The following is a 16,304-nucleotide window of genomic DNA, read 5'->3' as shown; positions in this document are numbered from 1 at the left end:
TTTGTCATTCGGGGGCAGTGCTGGTGGAAATCTATAATGAACAGATAAATTATGAAAACCCTTTTTTGTCCATGCGTGTCTTTCAGGCCCGCCGTGACGATGAGCGGATGAGTCCGTGGCATTACCACAAGGAAGTCGAAATGCTCGCCATTGTCGAAGGGGAACTCGACGTTTACCTTGAAAATGAAAGAGTAAGCCTGAAAGCCGGGGACGTCGTCCTCATCGGTTCCTCGGAGCTCCACCGGGACCGTTCGTCGGCAGACTCCACTCTCGTCTACTATGTGTTCCAGTTTGACCTGGAGCATTATTTCGACGAAAGCGGGATAGCGTATTTGCGCTATTTTTCGGAGACCCAGTCGGCGCTCAGCAAGCTGAATTACATTTTCCGGGAGAACACCGCTATCCGCGACGAAGTATTTGCCTGCATCCGCAACATTTATACCGAATATGCGGGCAAAAGAGTCGGGTATGAGATTGCCATCTCCATCCTCGTGAAACAGATCGTGCTGTCTTTGCTCCGCAGCGACGAGAAACGCCTGCTCGATTACGGCAACAGTGCCGATCTGATCCGCCTGAAGCCGGTTTTCGAGTACATCGACCGGAATATCGACGGCAAAGTTTACGTGGATGAAGCGAGCAAGGCTGCCAACATTTCCTACTACTATTTTGTGAAATATTTCAAAAAAGTACTCGGCATTTCTTTCCTCGATTACGTGAATTTCAAAAAAATCAAAAAAGCCGAAAAAATTCTTCTGACTCAGGACATAAGCGTGGCCCAGGTCGGCGAACAAATCGGCATGCCGAATATGGCTCATTTCTACAAAACATTCAAAAAGATCAATCACTGCTCGCCCCATGAGTTCCGCAAAAAAATGCTGGAGTGGAACCGATAAGGCGGATTGTTTTTTTGCCGTGAGAGTCTTACGTACTGCTTCACGGGCGGTTGCCTGGCTGCCGCTTCTCGGCTGCGTACGCGGCAGCGGCCCTGCTCACCGGGCCCGGGTGGGTGTGCGCCTGGCTGCCGCTTCTCGGCTGCGTACGCCAGGCGGGCACGCACTCCCGGGCGGCAGCGGCCCTGCTATCCATGCCCGGGCGAGGGCGCGCCTGGCTGCCGCTTCTCGGCCGCGTTCGCCAGGCGGGCACGCACCCATCCCCGCCGCGCCCGTCCCGCCGCAGACAAACCGAATAAAAGGCAGGTCCCTTTGCGGACCTGCCTTTTATTCCTGCTGCGCCGCCACGCGGAAAAGCCCCGGCCACAGCACAGGGCTTTCCGCATAGGGCGCGCCATCGCATCGCGCCACTCGCGCGGCGCGGTCTCAAGACCGGCGGCACGGAGCCTCGCCGGTCAGGTCTACACCTTGCGGCCCTGGTGGGCGACGAGCTTGTACCCTACGCCACGGATGGATTCGATCTGAACCGACTGCTGGTTCATCTCCAGCTTTTTGCGCAGCGAGCTTACGTGAACATCCACCGTCCGCTGGCCTCCGATATAATCGAAGCCCCAGACGATGTTCATCAGGTCATCCCGCGTAATCACGACTCCCGGCCGCTGCACGAGATACAGCAGCACCTCGAACTCTTTCGGGCGCAGCGGGATCGATTCTTCCCCGAGATATACTTCGTACTTCTCCGGGAAGATTTGCAGATCGCCGACCGCGATCACCTTGTCGGTCGACTTCTTGCCGTCGCCGCCGGGCTCGTCCGCCTGCGTGCGGCGCAAAACCGCCGCCACCCGCGCCAGCAGCTCCGCGACGCCGAACGGCTTCGTAATGTAGTCGTCCGCGCCGTGCTTTAGCCCCTGCACGACTTCTTCCTCCGCATTACGGGCCGTCAAAATCACCACGGGCGTCGCATTGCCTTTCTGCCTCAGCTTGGACAGCACCTCGAATCCGTTCAGCCCCGGAAGCATAATGTCCAGAATGATCAGATCGTACGGCTGCTGCATCGCGGCCTGAAGGCCGTCTCCCCCGTGATCGACGACCTTCGTTTCGTAGCCTTCCTGCGTCAAATTATAAGAGAGCAGCCTCGCTAACGTAGGCTCGTCTTCAATTACCAGAATTTTTTGTGACATCGTGTCCCCCACGCTTGAACGTCTTATACTACTATCTTAAGTTTATCATAGCAGTGGAATGTAAATCGAATGTAAATAAAATATTAACGCCGCGTAAACTTGTCCAAAAACCGAAACTCCGCCGCCGTTACGGGTGAATGACCGGAAGCTCGATAATAAATTCCGTTCCGTAGCCGACCTCGCTCTCGACCCGGATCGTTCCGTGATGCATCTCAACCAGATGCTTCACAATCGACAGCCCGAGTCCGGTTCCGCCTGAACTTCGGGAACGCGCTTTGTCCACCCGGTAAAATCTTTCGAAAATCCGCGGAAGGTCCTTTTTCGGAATCCCGATCCCCGTATCTTTGATGGAAATCCGGATCCGCTCATCCTCACCTTCGGAGCCCGATCCCACGAGTTCTGCCGCGACCGATACCCGGCCGCCTTCCGGCGTGTAGTTGATCCCGTTCGCCATCAGATTAATTAGAATCTGCCTCAGCCGGTCCTCATCCGCTTCCAGAAACAGCGCTTCATCCACATTCATGCTGAGCGCGATTTTCTTCTTCTCCGCCTCCGCTTCCATCATATGAAGTGATTTTTGAATGATGCTCTGGAGATGAGTCGGTGACAACTGCAGCGGAATACGCTTGGATTCGATTTTGGACAGCTCCAGAATATCGCCGACCAGACGGTTCAGCCGCTCGCTCTCATCGAAAATAATTTGCAGGAACGACCTTGCCGTTTCCTTGTCGTCCAGCGCTCCCGCCAGCAAGGTCTCGGAAAATCCCTTGACGGCGGCAATCGGCGTTTTCAGCTCATGGGACACGTTCGCCACAAACTCGCTGCGCATCCGCTCCAGCCGCCGCATCGCCGTAATATCATGCAGGACGACGAGCACACCCGACCATTCGCCGTCTGCCTGCGAGATCGGACTCAGATTGATTTCCAGAATCCGTTCCGACGGATAGTAGAAAATAATTTCCTCACGGATATGCTCGTTCGTCTCGATGCATTCCTGAATGAGCCGCGTCAGCTCGAACTGCTGCTTCGCTTCATCGTATTTTTTTCCGTACAATTCATTGGAAGAAAAACCGAGAATATCCTCGGCCGAACGGTTAACGAGCACGATCCGCTGATCGCGGTCAACCATCAGAATCCCGCTTCCCATATTCTCCAGGACACCTTTGAGACGGCCCTCATTCTCGAGAATGCGGTTCATCTGCATATGCAGACTGTCTGCCATCCGGTTGATGGCCTGTCCGAGCTGGCCTACTTCATCCAGGCTTTTCGTTTCCACACGCGCTTTATAATTGCGGTTTGTAATCTGTTTCGCCACATTCGTTATATTCTCGATCGGCCGGGTCAGCCCGCTGGCAATCCGATAGCTGGTCGCACCCGCGATAAGGAACAGGATGCCCAGACCTATAAGCAGGAAAAGCCATAAATGGCGGATCGTGTTCTCCACCTGCTCGAGACTCATGGCCATACGAAGATAGCCGGATTTCTCCCCGCCCGCCGTCTGCACCGGAATCGCCGCATAGAGCATATTGCGCTTCAGCGTGTCGCTGTACCGGATCGCGTATCCGACGCCGTCCCGTTTTGCCTGCTGAATCTCGCTCCGGCCCGCATGGTTGTCCATCTCTTCGGGATTTTCGTCCGAATCTCCCATCACCTTGCCGTCTTCCCTTACATAAGTCACCCGCGCATCCGTAAACTCCTTCAGCCGCTTCGTCTGCGACGTATAATACGGCACAAGAAAAGCCGAATCACCGGCCTTGTTCCAGTCGCCGGTCATTTCGATCACGCGGAGCTCGCGCACCAGATTGGACTCCAATTCCTTGATATGTGAATCCTCCAGCAGCTTCGCCATAAAAACACCGGCGATCAGCATGGATATACCGATCATCAGCATGAGGATCAGCGTCAAACGGGCTCTGAATTTGAGCATAAGTTTACCTTCACTCCAAACATGAGGTCATCTTGACGGGTTTCTTCAGAAGATCAATCCTTAGTGTACGCTTCCCCGGCACGTAAAAAAAGTAAAGATTATGTAAAGGTGTATGCGGGAAACTCGTTAAAAAAGCATGTAAAAAAACCGGAGGCTTTCCGCCTCCGGCCCGGCGGGCATAAGGCTTCCACCCGCGATATAAGTCCGTTTATGATTTTCTAAAAACCGTTTGAACAAATCGCTCTATCCCGGATACAACCGGCACACAAGCCCTGTTTTCACGAGTGACATGCCTTTATTGACCCTCTATCATGAACGACCTGTCTTAGTGCCCGAGTCTGCCCGAGTCCATCCGTATACCGGGGAACGGCCCGCCCTTCTACGGAATGGCCAGCCTAATCGCCTGTCCAGGCGAACAACCGCCCTATCGCCCGGCCCTAAGTAAACTTAGGCGAAAACGGGCTCCTTGAACTGTTCCAGCTTCTGCAGCGAATTTTTCTCTACGTCCGCATGGAGACTATTTCCGTGAGAATCCATCGTTACGATGGCCGCGAAGCCTTCGGTCTGCAGGTGCCACATGGCTTCCGGAATCCCGAATTCAATAAAGTCCACGCCTTCGACTTTCTTGAAGCATCTCGCATAGTACTGCGCGGCCCCGCCGATCGCATTCAAATAAACACCGCCGTGCTCCTGCAGGGCAGCCAGCGTTTTGGGACCCATACCGCCTTTGCCGATGACGGCGCGGATGCCGAATTTTTTAATAATATCGCCTTGGTAAGGCTCCTCGCGGATACTCGTGGTAGGGCCTGCCGCTCTCACTTTCCAGTTGCCCTCTTGATCTTTACTCATAACCGGACCACAGTGGTAAATGGCCGCACCGTTCAGGTCGACCGGCGAGTCATGATCCATCAAATATTTATGAAGCGCGTCGCGTCCGGTATGCATCGTTCCGTTGATGATAACCACGTCGCCCACTTTCAGCTGGCGGATCTGTTCTTCGCTGATCGGTGTTTGCAGAACGATCTCACGACGCTCGTCAGATTCGTCTGCATCGGGTGCCGCAGCTACGGCTCCAGGCTGCGAAGCTTCTGCCGCATCCACCGCCTGAGCCGCCTCGTTCATCGGCTCGTCGGAACCACGCTCATATACCCAATCCTCGATTTCACCGGTTTGGGCGTTCAGGACAACCCCTTGGCGGCGGTAGGCCCAGCAGTTATACGCGACCGAAACGAAAAAGCTTGCGGGAAGACGGTTCATCACGCCGACCTTGCAGCCGAGAAGCGTAACCTGGCCCCCGAAGCCCATCGTGCCGATCCCCAGCTTATTGGCGTTCTCCAGCACGTAGTCTTCCAGCTTGCGGAGATCTTCGATCGGATTCACATCGTCCAGGGAACGGAACAGCTGATGCTTGGCCAGCTCGTAGCCGGTCGTGCGGTCGCCGCCGATGCCGACTCCGATTACACCCGCGCTGCACCCCTGGCCCTGCGCTTGATAGACCGAATGCATCACGCATTTGCGGATTCCGTCCAGATCGCGTCCCGCTTTACCCAAGCCGGGAATTTCCGCCGGGAGGCTGTACTGGATGTTTTTGTTCTCGCAGCCGCCGCCCTTCAGAATGAGCTTTACTTCGATATCGTCGCGTTCCCACTGTTCAAAATGAATAACCGGGGTTCCGGGGCCCAGATTGTCGCCCGTATTGGCGCCTGTCAGAGAATCGACCGAATTGGTACGCAATTTGCTGTCTTTCGTCGCTTGGGCGACGGCTTCACGAATTTGCCGCTTCATCGTGATTTGGTCAGCTCCGACCGGACAGTGTATAATAAACGTAGGCATTCCCGTATCCTGGCAAATCGGAGATACGTTCGCTTCCGCCATTTCGATGTTTTGGGCAATGGTGCTTAACGAAAGCGCCGCACGAGTGCCCGCATCCTCCCGGGATTGGGCATTGCGGATCGCCCGGCGGACGTCTGCCGGAAGGTTTGTGGACGTTTCCACAATCAAATCGTAAACACTTTGTAGAAAATGCTGCATGGTGTTATTCTCCTCTCCTCTTGTCACTGCAAAACAACCGTAAGACCGTGATTTCTGTGGTAGTCATCGTTATTCTTACTATGCTTTAATTATAACACACCGTTGACGCCGCTTGTTACCACGGAAATATGATACAAGGAGCATGGCATTCATGTACAAAAGACTTCTGAGCGCGCTGCTGCTCGCCGTCTTCGGGCTTAGCGCGCTGCTCATACCGACCGGTGCGGACCGGTACAAATTATGGTACAGAGATCAGGTGGCCGTCCTGATGTACCACCACATCCACGATCAGGACACCAGCACCAGCACCATTACAAGCAAGCTGTTCCGCGATCAGATGAACTTTTTGCTTGCCAAAGGCTATCATTTTATTTCGCTGCAGGAATTCAAACAATATCTGGCGGGCGCGAGCGTCCCGGACAATGCCGTTCTCGTCACTTTCGACGATGGTTACGAGAGCGTGTATTCGCACGCCTATCCCGTACTGAAGGAGCTTAAAATTCCCGCCGTCAACTTCATCATTACCGAGACGCTGGCCGATCCCAAAGCGACCATGATTCCTTCGATGTCCAAGGAAGAACTGATCCGGATGTCGCACGAGACGAATTTTATCGAAAATCAGTGCCACACCAACGCTTCCCACCGCAAGCTGGATAGCGGAGAAGCCGCCCTCGTCGGACGCGAAACGGTGAACGGCGATCCGGAAACGGACGAGCAGTACCGCAGCCGGATTTATAACGATGCCGCCGCCTGTGCGTCTAACCTGTCTCCGCTGCAAGAGCTTCCCGTCGATACGGTTGCCTACCCATACGGCATTATTGCCGACGAAGGCGCGGAGATGTACGGCAAAGCCGGTTTCCGCTACGGCTTTACGATCATCCCGCAGATGGCTACACGTGACGCCGACCGGATGCACATTCCGCGGATCAATGCGGGAAGCCCGTGGATTACGCCGGAACGGCTGCATACCACGCTCAAACGGCGGGCGGTCGCCCGGCCGCAGATGTCCGATACCGTGCGTCTGTCCGATGCCGTCGACCGTCTCGGAGGTACCGTTACCGACGACGGGCAGTCGGTGACGATCCGCTCGGACGACCGCCTCTTATCGGGTACGGTGGGCAGCCGCCGGTTCAAATCCGCCGACTCGGCCGTCGATCTGTCCGAACCCGTGCGCCGCGAGCACGGCGAGCTGATCATCGGCCTGTCCGATCTCCAGCGGCTGCTCGGGCGCGAAGTGACTTACAACCGGTCCACCGGCCAAATTTACTGGCGGCAGGTACCCCGGATCCTGGCGGCCCAGGACAGTAAGAGCCAACAGGGAGGAACGCCGTAAGATGGAACATCACTTTTTCGCCTACTTATACCGGATGCGCTACATAGAAAGATGGAGCCTGATGCGGAGCACCGTGCGGGAGAACGTGGCCGAACATTCCTTCCACGTCTCGCTTCTCACCCACGTGCTCTGCACCATCGGCAACGAAGTGTTCGGCCGAAGCTGGCCGACCGACCGCGTCGTATCCATGGCTTTGTTCCATGATGCGACGGAAGTCATCACTGGCGATATCCCTACGCCGGTGAAGCATCACAACCCGCACATTCTGCGGAATTTCCGCGAGCTGGAGCAGCTGGCGGCCGACAAGCTCGTCCAGATGATCCCGGACGAGCTCCGGCATGCTTACGAGCCGCTTATACTCGGCCCGGCCGATCCCGAGCTTGCGCGGATTGTCAAAGCCGCGGATCTGCTTGACGCCTACCTCAAATGCACCGCCGAGCTTTCGGCGGGCAATCGGGAGTTCGGCACCGCCAAGAAGCAGATCGAGCAGTCCATCACGGAGCTGAACATGCCGGAAGTGGAATACTTCCTGACGCGTCTCGCTCCGAGCCTGGAGAAAACCCTAGACGAGCTGTCCGATTAAGATCCGGAAAGCTCGTTTTTGTTTGCCCGGCGCCGGGGGATACGGCGGCCTGCTGGCGGAGCCATGGCTTACCGCCGCTTAACTGACCTCCGCCTCACAATATCTGCGGAAACTTCTTAAGCACCAGAAGCAGCACAAAAGCCAGCCCAGCGGCCGCGCTGTACCAGAAAGCCCCTCGCATCGCTTCGGTCCGCCCGCTGATGACGCGGCGGAGGGCTACTCCGAGCATGCCGCCGGCGGCTCCGACCACAGTGAACAGCGTGATGACCGCCGTTATCCAAGCGGCCGAGTAGGTTCCTAGGCTGAGCAGGTAACCGCCCGTTGCAAGCTGGGCCAGTAAAACCCACTGGCCGATCCGGTTCAGATGCCGGATCAGCTTGAGCTGCCCCAGCCGGGCATCCTCGGGCTGCTTAAGGCTGCTCTGCAGCAGAAGCGGAAGCAGCAAATAGAAGCCCAGCGTGATAGCACCCGTTACGTGCAAAAACAACAGGGTTTGCATGAAAAGCATAATAAGTCCCATCCTTCCGGAATTCAGCCGGTTAAAAATCCGGGCAGAAGAAAAGAGCCGGAGCGGCTCTTTTCTCATCTGTCGGGCTCTATATGCGGTAACCGGGCGTCCGTTAAGCGCCCGTTACGACTTTAATGACATTGCGAACGGAGTCCGCCGATTTATCCAGCGCCGCCTTCTCTTCGCTTGTAAGCTCCAGCTCGAACACTTTCTCGATGCCGCCCGCGCCCAGCAGGGTCGGTACGCCCATGAACAAGTTGTCGTAGCCGTATTCGCCTTGGAGGAGAGCGATAGCCGGAATGATGCGTTTTTTGTCCTTCAAAATAGCTTCGGCCATCTGAACCAGGGAAGCGGCCGGAGCGTAGTATGCGCTGCCGTTGCCGAGAAGGTTCACGATTTCGCCGCCGCCTGTGCGTGTACGCTGAACGATCGCCTCGATGCGCTCGGAAGGGATCAGCTTCTCGATCGGAATACCGCCTACGTTGGAGTAACGGACGAGCGGAACCATATCGTCGCCGTGGCCGCCAAGCACGAAGCCGCGAACGTCTTCTACGGATACGTTCAGTTCTTGCGCGATAAACGTGCAGTAGCGGGCCGTATCCAGCACGCCGGATTGGCCGATGACGCGGTTTTTCTCAAAGCCGAGTGCTTCGTAAGCCACGTATGTCATGGCGTCAACCGGGTTGCTCAAGATGATAACGATGGAATCCGGGCAGTGTGTTTTTACGTTTTCGCACACGGATCTTACGATTCCCGCATTGGTATTCACGAGGTCGTCACGGCTCATTCCCGGTTTGCGGGCGATGCCTGCCGTAATGATGACAATATCGGAGCCCGCGGCGTCTTCGTAAGAAGAAGTGCCTACGATGTTGCTGTCAAACCCTTGGACCGGGCTCGCCTCCATCATGTCCAGCGCTTTACCTTTTGTCGGATTCTCCAGCTGCGGAATATCAACGAGGACAACGTCGCCCAATTCTTTTTGAGCCAGCATCAACGCCGTTGTCGCTCCTGTGAAACCTGCACCTACAACCGTAATTTTATTGCGACGGATAGCCATTTTTAGTTACCTCCTGGTTATTGTTGCACGCTTCGGACAAGCGGGCATGTTTTTAGGAAAATGTAAAAACAGCCTTACCTGCTGCTCCGCGATAAGCGGAAAGGGAATAAGAAGGAATAGCCGGGCAAGCCCGGCCGGTCCTTCTTATTCGTAAAACGATTAGCCCATGTGCTTGATGATTTCGTCGCCGAACTCGGAGCACTTGATTTTAGTCGCGCCGTCCATCAGACGTGCGAAGTCGTAAGTAACGGTTTTAGCGTCGATTGCGGACTCGATGCCTTTATAGATCAGATCAGCCGCTTCCTGCCAGCCCAGGTGCTCAAGCATCATAACGCCGGACAGAATTACGGAACCCGGGTTAACGACGTCAAGACCGGCATACTTCGGAGCCGTACCGTGAGTAGCTTCGAAAATAGCGTGACCTGTCATGTAGTTAATGTTCGCTCCCGGTGCGATACCGATACCGCCTACTTGTGCCGCCAGAGCGTCGGACAGGTAGTCGCCGTTCAGGTTCAGGGTTGCGATAACTTCAAAGTCGGTCGGACGAGTCAGGACTTGCTGCAAGGCGATGTCGGCAATCGCGTCTTTCACGACGATTTTGCCGGCTTCTTCGGCTTCTTTTTGAGCCTGGTTAGCAGCGTCGGTGCCTTTCTCTTCTTTGATTCTGTCGTATTCCGTCCATGTGAATACTTTATCGCCGAACTCTTTCTCGGCAAGGGCATAACCCCAGTTTTTGAAAGCACCTTCGGTGAATTTCATGATGTTGCCTTTGTGAACGAGGGTAACGCTCTTACGGCCGTGTTTAATTGCATATTCGATAGCCGCGCGGATCAGACGCTCGGAACCTTCTTTGGAAACCGGCTTGATGCCGATACCGGAAGTTTCCGGGAAACGGATTTTGTTCGCGCCCATTTCGTTTTGAAGGAACTCGATTACTTTCTTCACTTCAGGGGAACCTTCTTGATACTCGATACCTGCATAGATATCTTCCGTGTTCTCGCGGAAAATAACCATGTCAACGAGCTCAGGGTGTTTTACCGGGGAAGGCACACCGTTGAAGTAGCGTACAGGACGCAGGCAAGTGTACAGATCCAGTTCTTGACGAAGAGCTACGTTCAGGGAGCGGATACCGCCGCCTACCGGTGTAGTCAGAGGTCCTTTGATGGCTACGATATACTCGCGAATAGCTTCGAGCGTATCGTTCGGCAGCCAGCTGTTGTAGGTGTTGAATGCTTTTTCGCCGGCGAATACTTCGTACCAAGCGATTTTCTTCTCGCCTTTGTAGGCTTTCTCTACAGCCGCGTCAAGAACGCGCTGGGAAGCCGCCCAGATGTCGGGACCGGTTCCGTCACCTTCGATGAACGGGATGATCGGGTTGTTCGGTACGTTCAGCTTACCGTTTTCAATCGTAATCGCTTGTCCTTCGGTAGGCAGTGCATAATTTTCAAATTTCGGCATGTTAAAATCCTCCTAATCGATTATAAGATCATAGTCGCGCACCCGGTTTAAAACGCGGGCGCACGCAAAGAGAAAGCCGGATTGTTCGGGCGGGGGACGGCTCAGCCGTTGCTCCCGTTGCCGCCCGTCTTCATTGCCGGCCTGCTTAATTAACGTTCTTCGATCGGAATGTACTTCTGATTCGTAGGACCTGTGTACTCGGCACGAGGACGGATCAGACGGTTGTTGTCGTATTGCTCCAAGATATGAGCGGTCCAGCCGGATGTACGGCTGATGGCGAAAATCGGCGTGAACAGGTCACGAGGGATTTTCAGGGACGTGTAAACGGAAGCCGAATAGAAATCAACGTTCGGCTTCAAACCTTTGAGGCTCGTTACCAGCTCGTCGATCTGAATGGACATTTGGTACCACTTGCCAAGGCCCGTCGATTCCGTCAGCTGCTGGGACATCTTCTGCAGATGCTTCGCGCGCGGATCGCCGTTCTTGTATACACGGTGTCCGAAGCCCATGATCTTCTCTTTGTTCTCAAGCATCTTGTTGATGTAAGGAACAACGTTATCCACTTCGCCGATATCCTCGAGCATCGCCATAACGGCTTCGTTCGCGCCGCCGTGCAGAGGCCCTTTGAGGGTACCGATAGCGGAAGTGATGCCGGAGTAAATGTCCGTCAGCGTCGCCACGGTTACGCGTGCCGCGAAGGTGGAAGCGTTGAGCTCATGATCGGCATGAAGCACGAGCGCTTTATCCAAAGCGGTGATAGCGGTTTCATCCGGCTCTTCTCCGGTAAGCATATAGAGGAAGTTCGCAGCCAGGGACGGGTATCCTTTGGAAGCGAGAGGCTCTTTGCCCTCACGGATGCGGGCGAAAGCCGCGATAATCGTCGGAATTTGAGCTTGAAGCTTGATCGCCTTGCGAACGTTGGATTCGCGGCTCATGTCGTTAGCTTCTTTATCATACAAAGCAAGAGCGGATACAGCCGTACGGAGCGCTGCCATCGCGTTTGTATCGGAAGGATACAATTTAATTTGTTCAAGAACCTGATCCGGAATGGAAGAACTCGCATTTAAATCGCTGCGGAGCTGGTCCAACTCGGCCTGGTTGGGCAATTTGCCGAACCAGAGCAGGTAAATGACTTCTTCAAAGGAGGCATTCTCAGCCAAATCATCGATATCTAATCCGCGATAAGTTAACACACCGTCCACGATGGAACTGATCGACGATGTTGTCGCAACAATACCTTCCAAGCCTTTGGTAGCTGTCATGGAAACCTCTCCTTATTTCACTGGATTGACAAAAACTGCGGTAGCTTTCTTACTAATAATAAAGGATTTTGACCATTATGTGAAACAAAAGCCCATAAAACTTCATTATCAGTACAATAAATAAACTTTCTTGCACGTTTCGCGTACATTCGCCCGGTTTGTGGTCTATACTCGGTATTGGTACAATAGGAACCAGAGCAGTAAGCAAAATCGGCCATTCATTCATCATACCATATTTTTCACAAACTTTCCCGTTTATAGGAGCCCGAACGCATATGAACAGCAGCCGCTACGCTATTATCGACATCGGATCGAACTCGGTCCGTCTGGTCATTTACGAGGTAACGCCCCAGGGCGCCTACCGGATTTTGCATGAAACGAAAGAAACGGCACGCCTGGCCGAGCGCATAGGCGATGACGGGGCGATGACGCACGAAGGCATCTTGTCCGTCGTGCCGCTGCTGCGCCGTTTCAAACGGATCTGCGCCGCCTACTCCGTCGATTCGGTGAAAGCCGCCGCGACGGCCGCCATCCGCAACGCCGCCAACGCCGATGACATCGCGCGGGAGCTTGCGGAGCGTTCCGGCATCGTCATCGACATCCTCTCCGGCGAAGAAGAAGCGCGCCTCGGATTTCAAGGCGTAGTCAGCACGCTCGACGTCCGGGACGGCTTCATCGTGGACATCGGAGGCGGGAGCACCGAGATCACCCTTTTCCTCGACCGGAAGCGGGTAAACAGCGTCTCTTTCCCGTTCGGAGCCGTGACGGCCGCCCGCGAGTACACCCCGGGCGGATTGGTCCGTCCGGAACGGATCGAGGCGCTTAAGGCGCTCGTCCGTGATACGGTCGATCTCCACCCCTGGATCCGGGAACACGCGGGCCTTCCCCTGGTCAGCCTGGGCGGAGCCGGACGGGCGCTGGCGAAGCTCAATCAGAAGCGCGTCGATTACCCGCTCCCTGTGATGCATAACTACGAGCTGGAGGAAGGCGATCTCCAGAGCTACATGGACCTGCTTCCGTCCCTTCCCGTGGAGAAGCGCAAAAAACTCGACGGCCTGTCCAAAGGCCGCGCCGATATTATTGTTGCCGGAGTCGTCCTCCTTCACTCCGTATTCCGGCAGACATCCGCTTCGCGTATTATCGTGAGCAGCGCGGGACTGCGCGACGGCCTGTTCTTCGAAACGGCCCTGCCCGGAAGACTGCCCGTCACCGATGTGCTCGAATTCAGCGTGGAGAACATGCTGAAGCTGCACACGCCTTTGCCGCACGATCATCTCCGCCGGGCGGCCGCGCACGCCGAGGCTCTCTATGACGCGCTGGCGGAGAACGAGCCCGGGCTGCAGCCCCGCCACCGCTCGCTTCTTCACGCCGCAGCGCTGCTGCAGCGGATCGGCTACACGGTTAGCAGCTACCAGCACTGGCGCCATACGTTCCACCTCATCTCGGAATCCCGCATCGACGGGCTTACCCACCGGGAGCTCGTGCTGTGCGCCCTGATCGCCACGTTCAAAAATAAAAACAGGACCCGTCAGCAGGCGCTTCCTTACGCAAGCGTGCTGGACAGGTCCGATGAAGACATTGCGGCCAAGCTCGGCTCTCTTCTCCGTCTGGCCACCTCCCTCGATTACGGGGAGAACGGAAACATCGCCGAATTGGACGTGCGTTCCGTTCCGGGCGAGCTGCATCTGCATCTGCTCTGCAAAGAGCAGGACCCGTCCGAAATCGGAACGATCGAAGAAACCGCCGAGGAAACCGGCAAATACTGGTCATTTACCGCGTATATTCACGCTTCCGTACTTTCCACCGGCTGATCGTCATGGCATCGAACTGGCTTCTCACCTTCGGCCCGTTTTCGGCCGCCCGGATATAGTTTCCTCCGGGCTGCAGGAAGCGGGCTTTTACATTGTCTCGCAGACACAATTCAAGCAGATTGATCACACTTTGCTGCAGACTCCTCATTTCTGACGGGGCACATCAGTTCAATCCGCCGCGTCAGGTTGCGGGTCATCCAGTCGGCGCTCGACAAATAGACGTCGGGATTGCCTCCGTTTTCGAACCAGTACAGTCTCGAATGCTCCAGAAAACGGTCAACGATACTCCTCACGGTGATATTTTCGCTCAGATCGGCCACGCCGGGACGCAGGACGCAGACTCCTCTCACGATGAGATCGATCTTCACGCCAGCCTGCGAAGCTTCATACAGCGCATCCACCACTTCCTGGTTCGAGAGCGAGTTCATCTTGGCCACGATACGGGCCGGCTTGCCCGCAAGCGCGTGGCGTCCTTCCCGCTCGATAAGCTCGATAAGACGGGTCTTCATGTCTGCGGGAGCGACGATAAACGCCTGCCAGTCATGAGGCGACGAATAGCCGGTCATTTCGTTGAACAAGGCCGAGGCGTCCTCCCCGATCACCTGATGGCTTGTGAACAAGCCCACATCCGTATACAGCTTGGCCGTGTTGTCATTGTAATTGCCGGTGCCGACATGAACATATCTGCGGAGACTATCCTGCTCCTGCCGGACGACCAGCGTGATTTTCGCGTGAGTTTTGAGGCCGACCAGACCGTACACGACGTGGCACCCCGCCTTTTCCAGCTTTCTGGCCCAGGCGATATTCCGCTCTTCGTCGAACCGGGCTTTAAGCTCGACGACGACCGTCACCTGCTTGCCCGATTCGGCCGCTCTGGCCAGCGCTCCGATCAGCGGAGAATTGCCGCTGACGCGGTACAAGGTCATTTTGATGGCAAGCACATAAGGATCGTCGGACGCCTGCAAAATAAAATCAGCCACCGTATCGAAGCATTCGTACGGATGATAAAGCAGCACATCCCTCTCCCGGATGACTTCGAAAAAGTCGTCCGTATGCTCAAACTCTTCCGCGTAAACCTGCTCCAATGCGGGATAGTACAAATGAGCGCGCCCGCCGACCATCTGAGGCAGCTTGATCAGATAGGTCAAATCGATCGGGCCGTCGATCTCGAAACAGCCTTCTCCGATTTCAAATTCATCCCGCAGCAGCTCCAGGGCGTAAGGGTGGATCCCTTTCTCCACCTCCAGCCGGACAGGAGCTCCCCATCTGCGCTGCTTGAGCTCTTTCTCGATCTCTTCCAGAAGATCCTCCGCGCCTTCCTCGTTCAGAGTCAGGTCCGCATTGCGTGTAAGCCGGAAGCCGTTGACGGCGATCGGTTTATATCCGCTGAAGAGAGACTCGATATGATGCTTGATCAGCTCCTCCATCCGGATAAATTCCAGCTTCTTGCTGTTGGTACGCACAGGTACCCGGACAAGCCTGCCCAGATTATGCGGAACTCTCACAATCGCGAAATAAGTACGGAGGTCGGTCGGCACGCAGCTTTCGAGAACGACGGCCAAATAGTTGGACTGCGTATGCACCAGCGGAAAAGGCCGGCTCTGATCCACAGCCATCGGCGTCAGCACGGGAAACACGATTTCATGAAAATAGGTGTCCATTTCCTTCTGCTGCGTGCTGTTCAGCTCGTCGTAGGAAGGAAAAAAAATTCCCTCGCGGGCCAGCTGGCGGGTCAAATCGCGAAAAGCTTTATACTGGTCGGCTACCATGCGGTTCGCTCTCTTAAGCAGGCGTTTGAGCAGACCGGACGGCGTATAGCCGGTAAAATCTTTTTTATGATAGCCGGCCTTCATCTGATCGAGAATTCCCGCTACCCTCACACTCATAAATTCATCCAGATTGCTGGACACGATGGACAAAAATTTGGCTCTTTCCAGCAGCGGAGCCGTCGGGTCCTGCGCTTCTTCCAGTACGCGGCGGTTAAACTCGATCCAGCTCAAATCACGGTTTACATACTTATAGCAATCGTTGCTTTTAGCGCCTTCCGGCTTGTGATTGTTTTCCACGGAACCCCAGCTCCCATTTTTTCTGCAATTCTATATCTCTATTGTACAAGGGTTATTCAGGGGGCATGTTTGCGCTGTATTTTTGCTTTGTTAATTTTGTGTAAAAGTTTCGCGGAATGTTTTCCCCGTATTAAATCTTCCCGTTTCGGCGGTCAGGCAAGGATTTGAGCCGGCAGCGGCGAAAAGAACGAGCTAGA

At 55.2% G+C, this 16,304-nt stretch carries 11 protein-coding genes and 1 pseudogene; 4 read left to right on the top strand and 8 right to left on the bottom strand.

The window, feature by feature from the left end:
• Positions 1-23 precede the first annotated feature (23 nt).
• Entirely contained in the window at positions 24-893 is an 870-nt protein-coding gene (locus ABC395_RS06365; protein ID WP_413001608.1) for a helix-turn-helix domain-containing protein, read from the top strand.
• A gap of 458 nt (positions 894-1,351) precedes the next feature.
• Here the strand turns inward: ABC395_RS06365 and ABC395_RS06360 are convergent, their stop codons facing one another.
• The 3 genes from ABC395_RS06360 to ABC395_RS06350 form a co-directional block, all read right to left on the bottom strand.
• Positions 1,352-2,071, bottom strand: a complete 720-nt coding sequence (locus ABC395_RS06360; protein WP_103997704.1) for a response regulator transcription factor — start codon at positions 2,069-2,071, stop codon at positions 1,352-1,354.
• 127 nt (positions 2,072-2,198) lie between these two features.
• Positions 2,199-3,998, bottom strand: a complete 1,800-nt coding sequence (pnpS, locus tag ABC395_RS06355; RefSeq protein WP_413001606.1) for a two-component system histidine kinase PnpS — start codon at positions 3,996-3,998, stop codon at positions 2,199-2,201.
• A gap of 447 nt (positions 3,999-4,445) precedes the next feature.
• Positions 4,446-6,029 (bottom strand): fumarate hydratase, encoded by a 1,584-nt coding sequence (locus ABC395_RS06350; protein WP_413001604.1) that lies wholly within the window; start codon positions 6,027-6,029, stop codon positions 4,446-4,448.
• Positions 6,030-6,180: 151 nt separating this feature from the next.
• Here ABC395_RS06350 and ABC395_RS06345 point away from each other — a divergent pair, with 151 nt between their 5' ends.
• Complete coding sequence (locus tag ABC395_RS06345) at positions 6,181-7,362, top strand: polysaccharide deacetylase family protein (protein ID WP_413001602.1); 1,182 nt, start codon at positions 6,181-6,183, stop codon at positions 7,360-7,362.
• 1 nt (position 7,363) lies between these two features.
• Positions 7,364-7,945 carry a 5'-deoxynucleotidase gene (gene yfbR / locus ABC395_RS06340; protein ID WP_103997708.1) on the top strand — a complete coding sequence of 194 codons (582 nt, stop codon included), beginning with the start codon at positions 7,364-7,366 and terminating at the stop codon, positions 7,943-7,945.
• A 94-nt stretch (positions 7,946-8,039) separates the two neighbouring features.
• Here yfbR and ABC395_RS06335 read toward each other — a convergent pair whose 3' ends face one another.
• The 4 genes from ABC395_RS06335 to citZ form a co-directional block, all read right to left on the bottom strand.
• Entirely contained in the window at positions 8,040-8,453 is a 414-nt protein-coding gene (locus tag ABC395_RS06335; protein ID WP_413001600.1) for a hypothetical protein, read from the bottom strand.
• Positions 8,454-8,565: 112 nt separating this feature from the next.
• Complete coding sequence (gene mdh, locus ABC395_RS06330) at positions 8,566-9,510, bottom strand: malate dehydrogenase (RefSeq protein ID WP_413001599.1); 945 nt, start codon at positions 9,508-9,510, stop codon at positions 8,566-8,568.
• A 159-nt stretch (positions 9,511-9,669) separates the two neighbouring features.
• Positions 9,670-10,968: an NADP-dependent isocitrate dehydrogenase gene (gene icd / locus ABC395_RS06325; protein WP_042231152.1), complete on the bottom strand. Its 1,299-nt coding sequence runs from the start codon at positions 10,966-10,968 to the stop codon at positions 9,670-9,672.
• A gap of 149 nt (positions 10,969-11,117) precedes the next feature.
• Positions 11,118-12,230 carry a citrate synthase gene (gene citZ, locus ABC395_RS06320; RefSeq protein WP_413001596.1) on the bottom strand — a complete coding sequence of 371 codons (1,113 nt, stop codon included), beginning with the start codon at positions 12,228-12,230 and terminating at the stop codon, positions 11,118-11,120.
• A 275-nt stretch (positions 12,231-12,505) separates the two neighbouring features.
• Here citZ and ABC395_RS06315 point away from each other — a divergent pair, with 275 nt between their 5' ends.
• Positions 12,506-14,041 (top strand): Ppx/GppA phosphatase family protein, encoded by a 1,536-nt coding sequence (locus ABC395_RS06315; RefSeq protein WP_413001594.1) that lies wholly within the window; start codon positions 12,506-12,508, stop codon positions 14,039-14,041.
• Here the strand turns inward: ABC395_RS06315 and ppk1 are convergent.
• Positions 14,001-16,107, bottom strand: a pseudogene (gene ppk1 / locus ABC395_RS06310) (polyphosphate kinase 1). The gene ABC395_RS06315 and the pseudogene ppk1 overlap by 41 nt on opposite strands.
• Positions 16,108-16,304: the final 197 nt, after the last annotated feature.

It is taken from the genome of Paenibacillus canaveralius, from assembly GCF_047238265.1.
Taxonomy (GTDB): domain Bacteria; phylum Bacillota; class Bacilli; order Paenibacillales; family NBRC-103111; genus Paenibacillus_F.
The sequence above is the reverse complement of the archived record's forward strand: the minus strand, read 5'-3'. Positions and strand labels throughout refer to the sequence as shown.